This is a genomic window from Brevibacterium sp. R8603A2 (assembly GCF_023072605.1).
GTDB lineage: Bacteria > Actinomycetota > Actinomycetes > Actinomycetales > Brevibacteriaceae > Brevibacterium > Brevibacterium pityocampae.
Window position 1 is genome coordinate 182,421 of record NZ_JALLGN010000006.1, and the last position, 18,190, is coordinate 200,610.

The following is an 18,190-nucleotide window of genomic DNA, read 5'->3' on the forward strand; positions in this document are numbered from 1 at the left end:
CCATGACGCGATACCCCGGCATCGACGCCACCTTCCACTTCCCCGACTATCCGAGCATCGCGCGCGGGTTCGTGACCGGCCCCGAGGCCGGGCCGGACCCCGACGCCGGTTCCGGCACCGGCATCAACCCGGTCGCCGGCAGCGACCCGGTCACCGGCAGCGACCCGGTGTTCCGCGTCTGGGCCCCGGCTGCCGGAACCGTGCGCCTCGCCTGGCGCCTCGCGGACGCGCCCTACGGCACCGACTTCGCCCGCACCCAGTACCGCGAGGCCCCCGTCGAGGGCGAGGAGCTCAGCGCACTCGGCTTCCACACCGAGGCGATGGAGACCACGCCCGCCGGCTGGTGGGCCGTCACCGCTCCCTCCGATGCGCTCACCGCCGTGCTCCGCGATCTCGCGGACCACGCCGCGGGCGCCGCCGGCGGCACCGAGGCCCCCGTCATCGAGTACGGCTACCTCCTCGACGAGGATCCGGCGTTGCGCCCGGACCCGCGCTCCCGCCGGCAGCCCTACGGGCCGCACGGTCCGTCGGCCACGGTGCCGGTCCTCGGACAGCCGGGGAGCACCTCGGCAGCGGGCAGCAGCCCGAACGGCGGCTGGGCCGACCGCGCCGACGGCGAGCCGGCCCCCACCTCGGCGTCGGACGCCCCTGCGGCGAAACGCGCCTCGGACGGCGGCTGGGCGGGCCGGGCCTGGGACTCCTCCCCGGTCTACGAGCTCCACATCGGCACCTTCACGAGCGCCGGCACCTTCGACGCGGCGATCGAGAAGCTCGACCACCTCGTGCGCCTGGGCATCGGCTGGGTCGAGCTGCTCCCGGTCAACACCTTCGCCGGCCTCCACAACTGGGGGTACGACGGGGTGGGCTGGTTCGCGGTGCAGGAGAGCTGCGGCGGGCCGGAGGGGTATCGGCGCTTCGTCGAGGCCGCCCACGCCCGCGGGATCGGCGTGATCCAGGACGTCGTGTACAACCACCTCGGGCCCTCGGGCAGCTACCTGGGGATGTTCGGGCCCTACCTCCACGCCGCGGCAGCGAACCCCTGGGGCGACTCGATCAACCTCGACGGCCCGGGCTCGGACGAGGTGCGTGCCCTCATCCTCGACGACCTCGCGATGTTCGCCGCCGACTACGGCGTCGACGCGTTCCGGCTCGACGCCGTCCACGCCCTTCTCGACTCGCGCGCCCTGCCGATCCTCGAGGACATGACCGTCCACATGGAGGAGCTGGCCCGCACGCTCGGACGCGCCCACCCGATCCACCTCATCGCCGAATCCGATCTCAACGCCCCCCGGCTCATCACCGCTCGCGCCGACGGCGGGGACGGCCTCACCGGCCAGTGGAGCGACGACTTCCACCACGCCGTGCACGTCGCGCTGACCGGGGAGACCGAGGGCTACTATGCCGACTTCGCGGACCCCGCGGCGCTCCCGAAGGTGCTGCGCAGCGGCTTCTTCCACGACGGGACGCTCTCGACCTTCCGCGGCCGCGCCCACGGCCGGCCGATCGACGGAGACCGGGTGTCACCGGGCCAGCTGATCGTCTGCATCCAGAACCACGACCAGGTGGGCAACCGGGCGGCCGGGGAGCGGCTGTCGCACCTCGTCGGCACCGATGCGCTGGCCGTCGGGGCGGTCCTCCTCATGCTCGCGCCGAACACCCCGATGCTCTTCATGGGTGAGGAGTGGGCGGCCTCGACCCCCTGGCAGTTCTTCACCGACCACCGCGAGGACTGGCTGGGCGAGGCGGTGTCGAACGGCCGGAAGTCCGAGTTCGCGCGCATGGGCTGGGACGAGTCCGCGGTGCCCGACCCGCAGGACCCGGAGACCTCCACCCGCTCCGTCCTCGACTGGACGGAGTTCGGTGAGGACGGGAGCGGAGACGACTCGGCTGAGGCGCCCGGAGCCGGGGTCCCCGGATCCGAGGCGGCCGGAGCCGGGGCCGCGGATGCCGGGTTCGCCGCTTCCGGGCTCGGCACGGGACCGGCTCTCGGGGCCGGGCTGGGCACGGGATCGGCTCACGGGACCGGGACCGCGGCCCGGCGGGCGATCTTCGAGCTCTACTGCGCTCTCGGTGCGCTGCGCGCCGAGCGGCCCGAGTTCCGCGAGCTCGCCTTCGCCGACATCACGGTGGACGCGTCCGCGGGCGGAGGGAGCGCCGGTGACCGGTGGGTCGCGATGACGATCGGCGGTCTCCACGTGGTCGCGAACCTCGGGACCGAGGCCGCAGCCGTCGAGCTGCCCGGTGGTGCCGCGTCGATCCTGCTCGACACCGCCGGGTTCCTCGCCGAGCGCGGCGCCGGGTCGGGTGAGGACTCGCATGCCTCACGAGACGCCGGTGGCGCGACCGACGCCGATGGCGAGCTCTTCGCCTCGATCGAAGCCGGCACCGTGCGCGTACCCCCGATGTCCGCGGTCGTGCTCACCACGGCGGGCTGACCCCGCGGCGCTGCCCCGGCGGCACATGTCCAGCACGACGCGCCGACCCTGCGACGCGCCGACCCTGCGGTGCACTGAACCGGCGAGGCGCTGCGCAAGCGGCGATCCGCCGCTTCATCCAACTGCGCAGTATCCGGAACCCGGCGCGCAATTGCGCGCTCGGGGCACGATACCGCGCAGTTGGATGATGCGAGTCATCCGGACGGACGGTTCACTCGAACGGGTCAGCCGGCCAGACGACTCAGCCCGCGGCCTCGAGGTCGGCGATGACGATCTTCTCCATCCCGAGCATCGCCTGCATCTGCGCCGGCGTCCGGACGAGCTCACTCATCCGCGCCGGCACCACCTGCCATGACACTCCGAACCGGTCCTTGCACCAGCCGCACTGCTCCGATTCCGGGACGTGGGAGAGCTTCTCCCAGTAGTGGTCGATCTCCGCCTGGTCGGCACACGCGATCGCGAACGACACCGCCTCGGTGATGGTGAAGTACGGCCCGCCGTCCAGGCAGCCGAACCTCCGGCCGGCCAGCGTGAACCACGCAGCGTTGACCTTCCCGGCCATACCCTGGAACTGCTCCCCCATGACTTCGAGGTCGGCGGAGTAGCGCATGATCTCGTCGATCGAGGAGTCGGGGAACACGGAGACGTAGTACTCCATCGCCTCCTCGGCGCAGTCCGCGAACCAGAGGAACGGGGTGATCGTGTCGACGGCGGCCATCAGGATCCCGCTCCCGGGCCGCCGGGGAGCGGCTGGTTGATCTGGAAGCTCGCGCCTTTCGGGTCCGCGACGGTCGCGACCCGGCCGAACGGGGAGTCGATCGGCCCGTCGAGCAGCTTCCCGCCGGCCTTCTCGATCGCGGCGACGGTCGCATCGGCGTCGGCGACCCCGAAGTACGGCCGCCAGAACGATTTCGTGCCGGCGGGGAACCATTCCTTCGCCTCGCACATCCCTGCGCTCGCCTTCTCCCCGGGTGCGTTCGTCGCGTACCGGAGGTCGGGCTGCGGGTCGTCCTCATCGCTGTCCATGAGCGTGATGTCGAAGTCGAAGACCGCGGAGTAGAACGCCGCCGAGGCGTCGAAGTCCATGCTCATGAGCTCGAACCACACCGGGGTGCCCGGCTTGCCGGAGAACACGTAGCCCTCGAACCCGCCGTCTTCCCACAGGCCCACGAACGCCCCGGTGGGATCGCAGATCCCGGCGAAGGTCCCCACGCCCTCCATCCGGGCGGGCTCGACGACCACCCGGGCACCGTTCGCGCGGGCCTTCTCGAGGCGCTCGTCCACGCTGTCCACGGAGAGGTAGACGTCCCATGTGGGGGTGAGCTCCTCGCCGTCCGGGCAGGTCATCCCGGTGGTGTCCATGAAGCCGGACTGGCGGCCGCCCTCTGCGACGGCCATGCGGTAGTGATTCATCTCCGGGCCCAGGTCCTCGAACTCCCAGCCGAAGATCTGTCGGTAGAAGTCGATGGAACCCGCGATCCCGTTCGCGCTGTACTCGAGCCAGGTGGGCTCTCCGGTCGGACGTGCCATGGTCGTGCCTTCTCTCTCCACCGTGCCGGTCGCTGCGATCGGCGTCGGATGTGTCGGTGCCCGGAATCGGTTGATTCCGGCCCTGTCGGTGTTCCCCACGGTAAGCCCGTACGGGCGGGCGTGATTATCCGTTCCTGCGCTCCTGCGCCCACAGCACCGGCAGGGCGGACAGCAGGGGCGCCGAGGTGCCCGGCGCCGGGCCGAGGTCGAGCGTCACCTCGGCTCCGGCCGGCAGCGGTTGGGTGAGGGGGGTGCGGTGGACCGCGACGACGGGACGACCGAGTGCGAAGTGGTCGCTCACCTGCGCTGCGGGCGGCACGACGAAGGCGAGCAGCCACGGGTTCCCGGGGCACAGGGGCAGGTCGACGAGCTCTCGGTCCCGCACGAGCACACCGGCGGCGGGCAGGCCGATGGGTGCCGGCTGCGGATACCAGCCCAACCAGGTGTCTGCGCCGCCCCATCCGTCGTCCGGGTAGCGGATCCGCACCCGCACCGGGGCGTGGCGCCCGCGGGTCTGCTCGAACGGCCGAGGCGGCTGCTCGCCGACGCTCTCGGCGAGTCGGCGCAGCGCGGCCGGGGTGGTGCCGACGGCGCGGGAGAAGCGGCGGGTGAAGGTCGGCAGCGAGTCGAAGCCGACGGCGGCGCACACCTCGGACACGGCGAAGTCCTCGGCCAGCAGCAGGCGCTTGGCGGCATCGAAGCGGACCGCGGCGAGGTACTGCCCGGGGCTCAGGGAGGTGACCTGTGCGAACGCACGGGAGAAGTGGGCCGGGCTGTAGCCGACGTGGTCGGCGACGTCGTAGACGGTGATCCGGTCCGCGTGGAGACGGCGCATGAACGCGATGGCGGAGAGAGCCGTGGTGTGACTCATGCCACCACTGTACGACCTCCGCCGCAGGTGTGGCAGGGCGCTCTGCGCCACCGGTGGGGTCGGGGGCACGGTGTGCGGTGCTCCGCACGAACCGGGCGCAGGGATGCGTGGAGGGGTCGTGGAGATGTGGAGCGCCGGCAGTGCGCGCCGCGCGAGGCTCCGGCCGGGCGCGGAACCGGTGACGGAGGCCTCGGCCGCGGCTAGGGTGGACAGCATCATGACTGCTCAGACTGCCGCCCCCACCGTCGGGGCCGTTCGCGCCATCGCCACCCCGCACACACTCGCCACCGAGGCCGGTCGGCAGGCGTTCGCCGACGGCGGCTCCGCCGTGGACGCGGCGATCGCCGCCGATGCGGTGCTCACCGTCGTCTACCCGCACAACACGGCGATCGGCGGGGACCTCATCGCACTCGTCGCGCGCACCGCCGCCGCGGATGCGGGTGCGGACGGGGACCCGCCCACGTCAGCGGCACCCGCCCCGGGCGCCGGATCGCAGACCACGCTCGAGCTCGTCGACGGGTTCGGGTACGCCCCGCGCGCCGTCGACCCGGCGGCATGGGGCACGAGTGGGCGGGTGCCCGCCTTCGGCCCGGAATCCATCACCGTCCCCGGCACGCTGCGCGGGTGGAAGCACCTGCACGACACCTACGGCAGGCTTCCCTGGGCGCGTCTGCTCGAACCGGCCATCGCCTGCGCCCGCGACGGCTACCCGATCAGCGAGTCGCTGCGCGGGGCGATCGACCGGACGGCCGCCTCGGGGCCGGAGGGACTCGCCTTCGTCGAGGCGATGTTCGGACCCGACTGGGCGGAGGCCGAGCAGGCGTCCAACCCGGCGCTCGCCCGCACTCTCACCCGTCTCGCCGAGGCCGGCCCGGACGACTTCTACGACGGCGCGGTCGCCGCGGACGTGCTCGCCTACCTCCAGCAGGTACGGCCGGACTTCGCGGCGGAGGACCTCGCCGACTACACGGTGCACATCGGTGAACCGCTGAGCACCGAGTTCGCCGGGCTCACGGTGAACACCGGTGGCGCGCCGTGCCAGGGGTTCGCACTCCTGCGGTACCTCGATGAGCTCGGCGAGGCCGCCGAGCCCCGTGGCGCTGCGGGGCCCGACGGTGTCGGCGGTGCCGCTGGGTCCGACAGTGTCGGGGCCAGTGGTGTCGGCGAGTCCGGTGGTACCGGCGAGTCCGGTGGTGGCAATGGGTCCAGCGGTGCCGACAGTATCGACGACGGCGCTCTGACCGACGCCGCGCTCGCCCGCATCTGGACCGGGTCCTTCGCCGCCTCGGATGCGCTGCGCGACTCCGTCCTCGCCGAGGACACCGATCCGGCGCTCCTCCTCGACCGCTCGGGGCGCCTCGGCAGCGGTGACCCCGGCGCCTCCCCCACCGGCAACGCCTCTCCCGCCGGCTCCGCCTTTCCCACCGGCGGCGCCTCCCCGGCCGACACCGTACGACCCGTCGCCACCCCGCCGGCCGACGGGGACACCGTGGGGATCGCGGCGAGCGACGGGGAGGTGAGCATCTCCCTCATCCAGAGCCTGTACTCCGCGTTCGGCTCGCGCTGCCTCGACCCGCACACCGGGATCGTGTTCCAGAACCGGGGCTCGATGTTCTCCCTCGACCCGGACTCACCGCAGCTGGTCCGGGGCCGGACGCGGCCCGCGCACACGCTCATGCCGGTCATCGTCACCGACCCGACCGGCCGCCCGGCCCTCGTGCAGGCGACGATGGGCGGCAAGGCCCAGGCGCAGATCCATGCCCGCCTGTTCACGCACCTCGTGCGCGGCGGCACCGCGGCCGAGGCCGTCGCGCTGCCCCGCTGGGTGACCGGTGTGCGCCATCAGGACGACACCCCGCAGTCCGTCCATGCGGAGGAGGACGTCCCCGCCGAGGCCGTCGCGGAGCTCGAGCGCTCGAGCCCGGAGCCGGTGCAGTGGACCGCCCCGCGCACTGACTGGATGGGCCACGCGAATGTCATCGACCTGCGCGGGGAGACGCCCGAGGCCGCCTCGGACCCCCGCGCCGACGGCTCCGCCTGGGTGGGCTGAGCGGCCGGGCGGCGAACCCGTACTTGCCCGTGCCTGACCTTTCCCGCGCCAGACCTTTCCCGCGCCGGTGGGCGGGTCGCTCCGCCCAACTGCGCGGTATCCGAAACCGAACACGCAATTGCGCGGTGATCACCGGATACCGCGCAGTCGGCTCGTGCTCGACCCCGCCGATGTGCGGTGCACGTGTGGAATCCCTGCTCACGGCTGCGACTCCTCGCCTGTGGAACGAGCACCAGTATCCACATCGCCGTCGCCGCACTTCCCGTCGCGCTCGACCGCACGCACCATCGGCGCATGTACAACGTCTTCACGTATCGCGACATCGCCCATCACCCCTCGGCTGAACATCGCATCCGAACCGCGCTGTCCTGCTGCATCGACCGCCTGTCGCACGGAGTCTTCGAAGTCATCTCGCAGTGCGGTGTCCCTGGGCATCGCCCGTTCGGGTACTTCGTCGACGACCCGGAAGGCCTGCGCCCGCGCGGATCCGCGGTGGGCACAACCCGCAGCAGCGACCCGCGCTGGCGGCGTTACCTCCGACAGCGCCACCTCGGCTGGGTACTCGCCCACGAATCGCTGTGTCAGGATGACGCGGTGAGCCACCGCTCCGCTGGTCTGCTTCTCGGGATTCCGTACATCGGCCCGGAGCCGAACCGCATCGAGCTGGTGAACCCCCGGCGCAGCCGCAGCGCGAGATCGATCCACCGACGCCGGCGCATCGTGGACGCTGCGCACACGATGTCCATCATCGAGGTCCTCGCTCACCGATCACCCGTTCTCGACGATCAGACAGCCGCCGAGGCGCCCGCCCTGCCGGCGCCGCCAGTACCAGCCCCCGATAACCCGGGAACCACCGGGACGCCTGCCCCGGATCGCTCAACAGTGAGGGTCGTGGCGACCGGCTCTGCGGCGGCCATTCACGGGCCCGGCCCGGCGACGGCGGCCATCCGGTCCACGGGTGCATCGATACGATCGCTCTCGCCGCAGGCGCCTTCGACCGAATCAGGATCCGCAGCGACGGCCGGTGCCGATCGGATGATCACCACACGAGCGCGCACCGTGGTCGACCTGGCTCGCGACAGCGGCATCCAGACCGGTGTCGTCGCGCTCGACGCCTTCCTCGCCCGCGGCGAACGCGTCGGTGCTGCGGACCGGCGCAGGGGCGAGTTCCCGCCGGAGCCCGAGGCGATCGCAGCCCGCAGGGAGACGCTCGCTGAGATCATCGAATCGACCGGCCACGGTCCCGGGCGTCGTCGACTCCTCACTGCATTCGAGTGGGCGACCGGGCTCGCCGAATCACCGGCGGAGAGCTTGGCCACTGTGGGGTTCCACCACCTCGGCGTCGAGGGAGTCCAGCAGCAGGTGTGGATCGAGGATCGGCACGGGTTCCGCGTCGCGCAGGTGGACTTCCTGCTTCAGAGCAGACGACTGGTCATCGAGGTCGACGGGCTGGGCAAGTACGCGTCCGCCGCGGATCCCAACCTCATGCGGCGCGACGTCCTGCTCGACGAGAAGGAGCGCGAACAGCGCATCCGCGAATGCGGGTACACGGTCGTGCGACTCACGTGGGCCGACGTCATCGACGTCCACCGGTTCCGCCGCGCGCTCATGCGCATGGGCCTCCTGTGAGTGCTGTAGGTTCGGGGCGCCGGCGGCTCGGCGACACCCGACTGCGCGGTATCCGAAACCGAGCGCGCAATTGCGCGGCGCCCTTCGGATACCGCGCAGTTCGATGACAGGACCACGCCCGCGCCACCGCCCGCGCCGACGGCTCCGCCCGGGTCGGCTGAACGACCCGGCTCACCCCGCCCACCTGCGGCGCAAGGTGAACTCTCGCTTCGGCACCACCCTGGCCGGCGCTTTCGGGGGCACACTGGAAGCACGCACCGTTCCCGAGCAGGAGGATCGCCATGGATTTCATCAACGGACAGCCCTGCTGGGCCGGGCTCAGCACACCCGAGGTCGACGCCTCGGTGACGTTCTACCGCGAGGTCTTCGGCTGGGACATCGAATCCCAGGGACCGGAACACGGCGACTACCGCATCGCATCCGCGCGCACCGACTCCGGACCGGTCGCCGTCGCCGGCCTCGGCGCTGCGATGGACGACACCTCGCCCTCCGACGCTCCGGCGCACCACGACGCCGGGTCCCAGCGCTCCGTCTGGCACCTCTATCTCCACTTCGACGACATCGAGCAGAGTTTCGACGAGGCACTCCACCTGGGCGCCACCGCGATCATTGAGCCGACCGACGTCGGTGAGCAGGGCACGATGGCGCTGCTCCACGACCCCGCCGGCGCGGTCATCGGGCTGTGGCAGCCCGGCACGCATCGCGGGTTCGGGGCGGCCGCCCAGCCCGGCTGCCCTGCCTGGTTCGACCTGCACACCAAGGACTTCGACGCGGCCCGGGCCTTCTACAGCCGCTGGCTCGGCGTCGAGTTCGAGCAGCCCGAGGGATTCCCCTACACCTATGCGAGCGCGAAGGGACCCGAGGGCGACTACCTGTTCGGGATGATGGACGTGTCCCAGGTGTACCCACCCGAACAGCCGAGCACCTGGAACACGTGCTACCTCGTCGACTCCGCCGGTGACACGCTGCGCCGCGCGGTCGACCTCGGCGCGTTCGCGATGATGGATGCCGACCCCTCGCCCTACGGCTTCATCTCCGCCTTCGCCGACCCCCGGGGAGCCACGATCTTCGCCATCGGCGGCAAGTGACCGGCGCGGGGAGACCGATCTGAGCACCGCGCGCGGTCGCAGATCCTGCACGGATCGCGAACCACGGGGTGACATCGAGCACGGACTGCGCGGTATCCGAATGCGACCGCGCAATTGCGTGCTCGGTCTCGGATACCGCGCAGTTCGCGGTGCTGAGCGGGCTCAGCGCCCGGGGGTGAAGTACAGGGCGCCGAGGGCGGGCACGGTGACCTCGGCGGAGGCGTCGAAGCCGTTGAATCCCCCGGGCTCGCCGTCGATCCACCCCATGTTGCCCACGTCGGAGCCGCCGTAGGCCTCGGCGTCGGTATTGAGGCGCTCGGTCCACACCCCGCCGAACGGCAGCGGGAGGCGGTAGTCGCTCAGCGTCCGCCCGGAGAAGTTCACCACGCACACGAGCGGCTCCCCGGAGGTCGACCAGCGGACGAAGGACAGCACGGAGTTCCCGGAGTCGGCCCCGTTGAGCCACTGGAACCCGGCCTGCACCCCGTCCTGCTCCCACAGCGCCGGGGTGTCCTGGTACAGCTGATTGAGGTCGGCCACGAGCCGCTGCACCCCGCGGTGGCCGGGGATGTCGGCCAGCCACCAGTCGAGGCCGTGCTGCTCGGACCACTCGGCCTCCTGGCCGAACTCCGAGCCCATGAACACGAGCTTCTTGCCCGGGTGCGCCCACTGGTACGCGAAGAAGGAGCGCACCCCGGCGAGCTGCTGCCAGCGGTCCCCGGGGAACCGGGCGAGCAGCGAGCCCTTGCCGTGGACCACCTCGTCGTGGGAGATCGGCAGCACGTACTGCTCGGAGAAGGCGTAGACGAGGGAGAAGGTGATGTCGTTGTGGTGCCAGCTGCGGTACATCGGGTCGCGTCCGATGTAGCCGAGCGAATCGTGCATCCACCCCATGTTCCATTTGAGGTCGAAGCCCAGTCCGCCGCCGGACGTCGGTGCGGTGACACCGGGGAACGCGGTCGACTCCTCGGCGATGATCGCGACCCCGGGGTGCTTCTTGCCGACCGTCGCGGTGACCTCCTGGAGCAACGCGATCGCGTCGAGGTTCTCCCGCCCGCCGTGCTCATTGGGCAGCCACTGGCCGTCCTCACGCGAGTAGTCGAGGTAGAGCATCGAGGCGACCGCGTCGACGCGCAGCCCGTCGATGTGGAACTCCTCGATCCAGTACAGCGCGTTCGCGACGAGGAAGTTCCGCACCTCGGGCCGGCCGTAATCGAAGATCAGCGTGCCCCAGTCGGGGTGTTCGCCGCGCCGCGGGTCCGGGTGCTCGTAGAGCGGCTCGCCGTCGAACCGGGCGAGCGCGAACTCGTCTTTGGGGAAGTGGGCGGGCACCCAGTCGAGGATGACGCCGATCCCGGCCTCGTGGAGCGCATCGACGAGGTGGCGGAACTCGTCCGGGCAGCCGAACCGGGAGGTCGGGGCGTAGTACGAGGTGACCTGGTACCCCCAGGAGCCGCCGAAGGGGTGTTCGGCGACGGGCATGAATTCGACGTGGGTGAAGCCGAGCGCGGACACGTAGTCGACGAGCTCGCGGGCGAGCTCCCGGTAGCCCAGGCCCAGGCGCCAGGAGCCGAGGTGGACCTCATAGGTGGCCATCGGGCGGTCGGCCGGGACCGAGGCGTCGCGCGCGGCGATCCAGCCGGCGTCGCGGAAGGTGTGTTCCGAGTCGGCGATCACCGAGGCGGTGCCGGGCGGCACCTCGGCGGCCCGGGCGAGCGGGTCGGCCTTCTCCACCCAGCGGCCGTCGCGGGTGAGGATCCGGAACTTGTAGATCTCGCCGGTGCCGAGGCCGGGGACGAAGATCTCCCACACGCCGGTGGCGCCGAGCGAGCGCATCGCATGAGCACGGCCGTCCCAGCCGTTGAAGCTCCCGATCACCTGGACCGCGCGGGCGTTCGGCGCCCACACGGCGAAGCTCGTCCCGGTGATCGGGTCGGCGCCGAGCCCGTCGTAGGTGCGGCGATGCGCGCCGAGGACCGTCCACAGCTTCTCGTGGCGTCCCTCGGAGATGAGGTGGAGGTCGAGCTCTCCGACGGTGGGGAGGAAGCGGTAGGGGTCGTCGGTCACGACGGGGCCGGAGCCCCAGTCGATCGCGAGGCGGTAGTCGGGGACGTCCGCACGGGCCAGGCGGGCCTCCCAGACGCCGCTGCGCACGTGTTCGGCAGGGATGTGCTCGCCGTCGACGACCACGGCGACGGAGTCGGCCATGTGGGCGACGGTGCGCACGACGACGTGCTCCGCGTCGAGGCGGTGGGCGCCGAGCTCGCCGTGCGGGTCGTAGTGCGCTCCCGCCGCGATCGTGTCGAGCAGCTCGGGGGTGAGTTCGCTCATGGTTCCGTCATCCTCCTGTGCGCGGATCCGCGTCTGGGGTGGTCCGCGTCAGCGGTCGAATCCGAAGCGCGGCGGGGCCGGCGGCCGCGCCGGCATCGGGGGTGCGGCGTCCGCCGTCGGGTCGGTGTCGGGGCGCGAAGGTGCGGGCGGCTCCGCGACCTCCAGGTCGAACTCGTCGTCCGGGTCGTCGGGGTCCGCCGTCATGCCGACGAAGGCTCCCGGCACAGGGTCCGCGGGTGCGGGTGCCGGAGCCGAGGCGGGAGCCGGCTCCGGAGTCGCCGTGTCCGAGGCAGGGGCCGTGTCCGAGGCAGGGGCCGCGTCCGAGGCAGGGGCCGTGTCCGAGGCCGGGGCCGGCTCCGGACCCCCGGCAGGCACGGGATCCGCGCCCGAAACAAGCTCCGGGTCGACGTTCTCGACCGGTCCGGGACCCGGCTCAGCTGACGCCGGCTCCCCACCGGGTTCCTTCGTGGGAGCCACCTCGCCTGCGACGGCCGCCTTTACAGGGGCCGCATTCGCGGAGATCCCCTGCGAGGCCTCCGCCTGCGTGGGAGTCTCCCCCCGGGTGCGGTCCTCTTCGGGCGGGATGACGGGAACCTGGTCCACCGAGGCCTGCGAGAACTGCTCGGCGCTGACCTCCGCGGCGGTGGCCGGGGCGGCCCAGGCGCGGGCGGCGCCCTCCTCGTCCGCGGTGGGCACGTCGTGCTCGAGCCGGCCGCCGAGCAGCAGGGTGAGCGTCGCGAGCGGGACGATGAGCCAGGTGGGGCGGTTGCGGAGCTCGGTGACGACCTCGACGAGGAGGCGGTCGACGAGCACCGCGCGCAGCACCGGGTCGTGGAGGCCGACGGAGGCGTTGACCGCGTGCGAGTAGCCGGTGAGGAGCGAGTTCTGCGCCTGCGAGGACCACAGGTACTCCGGGGAGTCGACGACCTCCTGCATGGACTCGCCCGATTCCTCGAGGCCGGAGAATCCGAGCACCACGGGCTGCGCGTCGAGCTCGAGGGCGCCGGTGCGGCGGAGCCGGGCGTAGCCGGCGGCGTAGTCGATGCTGCGGAGCAGGGCGACGAGGTCGATCGCCGGGGGCTTGGGGAACTCCTGCGTGTCCTCGGAGAAGTTCACCACCCGGAAGCCGGCAGCGGGGCTCGTCACCACCTGGTTGAGGGTGATCTCCCCGTGGATCCGCTGCAGTCCGCCCAGCGTCGTGAGCTCACCGAGCGCATCCCGGTGGGCGCGCAGGCGGGTGCCGAGAGATCCGAGGGCGAGCGGAGCCCGGGCGAGCGCCCAGTCCACCCGCTCCTGCCACTTCTTCACCCAGTCCGCGGTGGGTTCGCCGGTGCTGCGCACAACGCCGAACTCCGCGGCGAGGTCGAGGTGGAGTTCGCCCACCCGGGCGCCGAGCGCCATCGCCCGCTTGTTGTAGGAGCCGAGCGAGCCGGAGTCCACGGTGCAGGCGATCTCGACGGCCTCGCGCCAGGCGGGCTGCGATTCGCGCTCGGTGCGGCTGAGGATCGCCAGGGGGGCGCTCTGGGTGTCGAGGTCGGCGGCGTCGAACCAGCGGCCGGCCGACCAGCCGATGACCTCGGGCACGGCCCCGGATTCGGCTTCGGTGAGTGCGACCGGGATCCGCACCGCGGAGCTCAGACCAGGGCGGATGACGCGGAAGAAGGTGAGCACGCAGGGGTCGGCCGGGTCGTCGATGACGACGCTCGACTCGTTCGTCCGGCTGTCGATGAGTCCGAGCCGGATGACCTCGGAGTGGACGAGGAGCGACTCGGGATCGTCGAGCCGGGCGAAGGGGTGCTCGTGCTCGCAGACGCGATCGGCCTGCACCTGACCGCCCTGGAACCGGTGCCCGGTCGCCATGGCCTGGGCGTAGGCGAGGACGAACACGGGGTCGGCGGTGCCGTCGTAGACGTAGCAGCGGCCGAGCGTGATGTCGTCGACGGTGCCGATGAGATGCGGACGGAGCGCGTAGTCCTCCTGCGTGCGGAACGACAGGGGGATGTTGAGGCGGCGCAGGGTGCGGCCGTCGCCCACGGAGATGATCGCCTGGTGACCCTGCACGGTGCCGAACGCCCGCAGCGGACCGGGGGTGGGCGAAGCGCCGGCGGCCGGGGGCTGCGCCGCCGGTTCCGGCTGCGGCGTGCGGTTGTCGATGATGCGGTAGTGCTCGGTCTCGGTGCCCGCACGCCCGGCACCGGTGCGCGGGGAGTCGGCGCGTCCGGGGTCGGTGCGGTCGGCGCTCGATCGTTCGGCGAGGGGCGCCTCGGCCGCGGAGCCGCCTGCCGGATCCGCGTCCGGCGATACGGTCCCGGGGGCGTCGTGGTTCGCACCCGCGACCGCGTCGGTGTCGAACTCGAAGAGCTGGGTGACGGACATCGGGGTGATGTCCGGGTCGGCCCCGAGCTCGGTCTCGAGCTTGGGGAACCACCCCTGGCGCGGCAACCACGAGGAGAGCAGCTGCTCCAGATCACTGCTGATGGCCACCGATGTCCCCCTTGCCGTTGAAATGCCTGCCCCCACTCTAGCGAAGGCGACGGCACGCGCGGGCGAACGCGCCCCGCGACCTGCGGATTCGCCCGCCCGGTCCGATCACGGGAGCGAGCCCGCGCCTCGGCCCCGTGGCCGGCGCTCGGACATGCAGCCGGAGCGGCGCCCCGTGGCCGGCACCAGCCGGATCCGGACCCCGCGGCCGGCGCCCATCCCCAGGGGCCGGCCCGGAACGGCGGCCGGCGCTCAGTCCTGCGGCCAGCGCACCTCGAGGATGTGGGCGGGCTCGTCGCGCGGGTCGAGGCGGACGTAGTTGTCCGCACCCCACGTCCACGTCTGCTCGGTGATGAGGTCGTGGGCCTCGAACTCCGTGGCCGTGCGGGAGGCCGGCAGCGGCACCGGCGGGTGGTACTCGACCTTGCCCTCGGGGTGCTCGACGTCGTCGGGGGCGATCGTCGTGTGGCCGGGGGGTGCCTCGATGAAGAGGGAGAACGGCCGCAGCGCGTCGAGATCGAGGTGGACCATGGTCTCCCGGGTGGCATGCGGGTCGACGTTGAGGACGACGACGAGGACGTCCTCGCCGGTGCGCTTGGAGAACACGAGCACCGCATCGTCGTCCGAGGTGTGGAAGGTGATGTTGCGCAGCTCCCCGAGCGCCGGGTGGGCGCGCCGGATCGCGTTGAGTCGGGTGACGTACGGCGCGAGCGAGCGGCCCTCGGCGAGCGCCCCGGCGAAGTCGCGGTCCTTGAACTCGTACTTCTCGTTGTCGATGTACTCCTCCGCCCCGGGCCGGGCGACGTGCTCGTAGAGCTCGAAGCCGGAGTACATGCCCCACAGCGGGGACGAGGTGGCCGCGAGCGCCGCGCGGATCCGGAAGGCCGCCGGCCCGCCGTACTGCAGGTACTCGGTGAGGATGTCCGGGGTGTTGACGAAGAAGTTCGGGCGCAGGAACGCACCGGTGTCGTCGCGCAGCTCGGTGAGGTACTCCTCGATCTCCTCCTTGGTATTGCGCCAGGTGAAGTACGAGTACGACTGCTGGAAGCCGGCCTTGGCGAGCGACTGCATCATCGCCGGGCGGGTGAACGCCTCGGCGAGGAACACGACGTGGGGGTGGTCGGCGTTGACCTTGCGGATGAGCCACTCCCAGAAGCGCAGCGGCTTGGTGTGGGGGTTGTCGACGCGGAAGATCGTGACGCCGCGGGAGATCCACAGCCGCACGATCCGCAGGATCTCCTTGCGCAGGCCCTTGTAGTCGTTGTCGAAATTGAGGGGGTAGATGTCCTGGTACTTCTTGGGCGGGTTCTCCGCATAGGCGATGCTGCCGTCGAGCTGGGTGGTGAAGTACTCGGGGTGCTCCGTGGCCCAGGGGTGGTCCGGGGCGGCCTGGAGCGCGAGGTCGAGCGCCACCTCGAGGCCGAGCTCGTGGGCGCGGGTCACGAAGTGCTCGAAGTCCGCGACGGTGCCGAGCTCGGGGTGGATCGCGTCGTGGCCGCCGGCCTTCGACCCGACCGCCCAGGGCGAGCCCGGGTCCTCCGGACCGGCCGTCAGCGTGTTGTTCGGGCCCTTGCGGTTGACCTCGCCGATCGGGTGGATGGGCGGCAGGTAGATGACGTCGAATCCCATGTCCGCGACGCGCTGCAGGCTCTCCGCGGCGGTGCGGAGAGTGCCCGAGGTCCAGGTCTTCGACTCCGGATCGTAGTGCGCCCCCTCGGACCGGGGGAAGAACTCGTACCAGGCGGCATTGCCGGCCAGCGGGCGGGCGACCAGGAGCGGCAGCGGCGCGGAGCGGGAGATGAGCGAACGGATCGGCCGGCGCGTCATGAGCTCGAGGAGCGCGGGGCTGAGCGCGCGCTGCAGGCGTTCGAGCGGTTCGCCGTGGGAGGACTCGAGGTGCCCGAGCGCCTCCTTGAGGATGTCGCGGTCGCGGGCCACCCGGCCCGGCGCCTTCCGGTAAGCGTCGAGGAGCTCGACCCCTTCGGCGAGCATGAGCTCGACGTCGGTGCCGGCGGAGATCTTGATCTCGGCGCGGTGCTTCCAGGTGGCGAAGTCGTCGCCCCAGCCCTCGATGACGATGTGATGGAGGCCGGTGGCCCGCGGCACGACGAAGCCGGAGTAGCGGTCGACGTCCTCGATCGTGTTGAAGAGCAGTGAGCGGTGCACCTCGCGCCCGGTGTCGTCGCTGAGCACGGCGTTGACGCCGATGATGTCGTGACCCTCGCGGAACACCGTGGCGGCGACGGGCACGGTCTCGCCGACGATCGCCTTCGCGGGGAACACGCCGCCCTCGACGAGCGGCTGCGGGTCGAGGATCGGGATGCGGGAGAAATGGGTGCTCACGTGAAACACGTTAGGACGGCTCATGGTCATCACCCTAGCGGCGCGATGAATGCGGTGTGAATGCCTCCGGGCCGGTGGTGGGGTCGGTCCGTGGGCCGGTGACGGCGAGCCCGGCGCGGCTCGACTCGGCGCCGTCCCGTCCCGGCACCGTCCCGACCCGGCGCGGCTCGATCCGGCGCCGTCCCGACTCGGGCACCTGTCGGCCCGGCGCCGTCAGCCCCGCGGTGCCGGCACGACGAGGACGGGGCACACCGCGCGGGCGAGGACGGCGCGGCTGACGGAGCCGAGCAGCAGCCCGGCAAACCCGCCGCGACCGCGGCTGCCGATGACGACGAGCGAGGCGGTCCGAGTCGCCTCGCCGATGACCTCGGCGGGCAGCCCGTCGTAGAACCGCCATTCGACCGGCAGACCGGGGTGGGAGTCCGCGACCGCGGCGGCGATCTCCTTGAGCCGGCCGACCGCGGCACCGCGCACCCGGGGCGCTTCGAGCAGGGGCCGCTGGCTGCGGGTGGGCACCCAGGTGCTCGATTCGACGCCGAGTGCGAGCGCGGAGACGAGGGCGAGCCTGCGGCCGGCCTCCTCTGCCCAGTCCGCGGCCCGCTGTGCGAGGTCGCTGCGCGTGTCGCCGGGGTCGACGGCGAGCACGATCGCACCGGCGAAGTCGAGGTCGGGCGGGACCGGCGAGGTCCCCGCGGCCGGGGCAACGGAGGCTTCGGCAGGGGCAGGCGCGGGCACCTCGACCTCGGGTGAGCGGGCGCGGAGCTCGGCGGTGATCGCGGGCTCCGGCTCGCCGGCGACTCCCTCGACCTCGGGGGCATCGGCCGCCTGAGCCGGCTCTCCGGTCCAGGCCTCTGGCACGACGAGGACCGGGCAGCGGGCGTGGGACACGAAGGAGGAGGACACGCTGCCCATGAACCGCCCGCCGAACGAGGTCCGGCCGCGCTTGCCGACGACGCCGAACACCGCGTCCTCGCTCGCCCGCATGAGGACGCCGGCCGCATCCCCCTCGCGGATCTCGAGCCGGGTCCCGACGCCGGCGTCCGCCGCGCGGGCGACGAGCGGGTCCGTCGCCTCACGGATCCGGGCCTCGACGGCCCGCCGGAACTCCGCGCGCTCGTCGGCGACGGCGGGGTCGGTGGGATCGACGTAGGAGAACGGGTAGGTGAAGGCGCCGACGAGCTCCAGGTCGAGGTCGCGGCTCGACGCAATGCCGAGCGCGATGTCGAAGGCGCGCGAGGCGTTGAGCGAGCCGTCCACGCCGACGAGGACCGCAGCCCGCGCAGCAGGGTCAGGGGTGCCGGCCGCTGGTTCCCGGCCGGAGGTGTCCGGTGCCATGATGCTCCTCCTCGCGGCATCGCCATCGGTGCCTTCCGACAAGGGTACGTGTCGGATCCGCAGCCCCGTCGAGTGGTCCACGCCACCGTCCCCGCGT

General features: G+C 72.1%; 11 protein-coding genes and 1 pseudogene. 4 read left to right on the forward strand and 8 right to left on the reverse strand.

Annotated features, from left to right (window positions below; all coding sequences use genetic code 11):
- The first annotated feature begins 2 nt into the window (after positions 1–2).
- Positions 3–2,435, forward strand: a complete 2,433-nt coding sequence (treZ, locus tag MTQ12_RS07905) for a malto-oligosyltrehalose trehalohydrolase (RefSeq protein ID WP_247425601.1) — start codon at positions 3–5, stop codon at positions 2,433–2,435.
- Between the two features lie 241 nt (positions 2,436–2,676).
- Here treZ and MTQ12_RS07910 read toward each other — a convergent pair whose 3' ends face one another.
- The 3 genes from MTQ12_RS07910 to MTQ12_RS07920 form a co-directional block, all read right to left on the reverse strand.
- The gene (locus tag MTQ12_RS07910) at positions 2,677–3,153 is read right to left on the reverse strand and encodes a VOC family protein (RefSeq protein WP_247425602.1); all 477 of its coding nucleotides are present in this window, start codon (positions 3,151–3,153) and stop codon (positions 2,677–2,679) included.
- Positions 3,153–3,965, reverse strand: coding sequence for a VOC family protein (locus MTQ12_RS07915; RefSeq protein WP_247425604.1), 813 nt, complete (start codon positions 3,963–3,965; stop codon positions 3,153–3,155). Before MTQ12_RS07915 ends, MTQ12_RS07910 begins: the two co-directional genes overlap by 1 nt.
- 124 nt (positions 3,966–4,089) lie before the next feature.
- A complete protein-coding gene (locus MTQ12_RS07920; RefSeq protein WP_247425607.1) occupies positions 4,090–4,836 on the reverse strand; it encodes an AraC family transcriptional regulator in 747 nt (248 codons plus the stop codon).
- Positions 4,837–5,053: 217 nt separating this feature from the next.
- On the opposite strand from MTQ12_RS07920, the gene MTQ12_RS07925 reads away from it, so the two are divergent.
- On the forward strand, positions 5,054–6,886 hold the full coding sequence (locus tag MTQ12_RS07925) for a gamma-glutamyltransferase (protein ID WP_247425609.1): 1,833 nt from the start codon (positions 5,054–5,056) through the stop codon (positions 6,884–6,886).
- A gap of 198 nt (positions 6,887–7,084) precedes the next feature.
- On the opposite strand, the gene MTQ12_RS07930 is transcribed toward MTQ12_RS07925, so the two are convergent.
- Positions 7,085–7,651, reverse strand: coding sequence for a hypothetical protein (locus MTQ12_RS07930; RefSeq protein WP_247425612.1), 567 nt, complete (start codon positions 7,649–7,651; stop codon positions 7,085–7,087).
- Positions 7,652–7,921: 270 nt separating this feature from the next.
- Between MTQ12_RS07930 and MTQ12_RS07935 the strand changes: the two genes are divergently transcribed.
- Entirely contained in the window at positions 7,922–8,515 is a 594-nt protein-coding gene (locus tag MTQ12_RS07935) for an endonuclease domain-containing protein (protein WP_247425614.1), read from the forward strand.
- Positions 8,516–8,796: 281 nt separating this feature from the next.
- Entirely contained in the window at positions 8,797–9,603 is an 807-nt protein-coding gene (locus MTQ12_RS07940) for a VOC family protein (RefSeq protein WP_247425617.1), read from the forward strand.
- A gap of 162 nt (positions 9,604–9,765) precedes the next feature.
- Here the strand turns inward: MTQ12_RS07940 and glgB are convergent.
- From glgB to MTQ12_RS07960, 4 genes and pseudogenes are all read right to left on the reverse strand, one after another.
- Positions 9,766–11,913, reverse strand: a pseudogene (glgB, locus tag MTQ12_RS07945) (1,4-alpha-glucan branching protein GlgB); the annotation flags it as partial.
- Positions 11,914–11,982: 69 nt separating this feature from the next.
- Complete coding sequence (locus tag MTQ12_RS07950; protein WP_247618185.1) at positions 11,983–14,418, reverse strand: hypothetical protein; 2,436 nt, start codon at positions 14,416–14,418, stop codon at positions 11,983–11,985.
- Between the two features lie 249 nt (positions 14,419–14,667).
- Positions 14,668–16,782, reverse strand: a complete 2,115-nt coding sequence (locus tag MTQ12_RS07955; RefSeq protein WP_247618186.1) for an alpha-1,4-glucan--maltose-1-phosphate maltosyltransferase — start codon at positions 16,780–16,782, stop codon at positions 14,668–14,670.
- Positions 16,783–16,971: 189 nt separating this feature from the next.
- Positions 16,972–18,093 carry a universal stress protein gene (locus MTQ12_RS07960; protein WP_247618187.1) on the reverse strand — a complete coding sequence of 374 codons (1,122 nt, stop codon included), beginning with the start codon at positions 18,091–18,093 and terminating at the stop codon, positions 16,972–16,974.
- Positions 18,094–18,190: the final 97 nt, after the last annotated feature.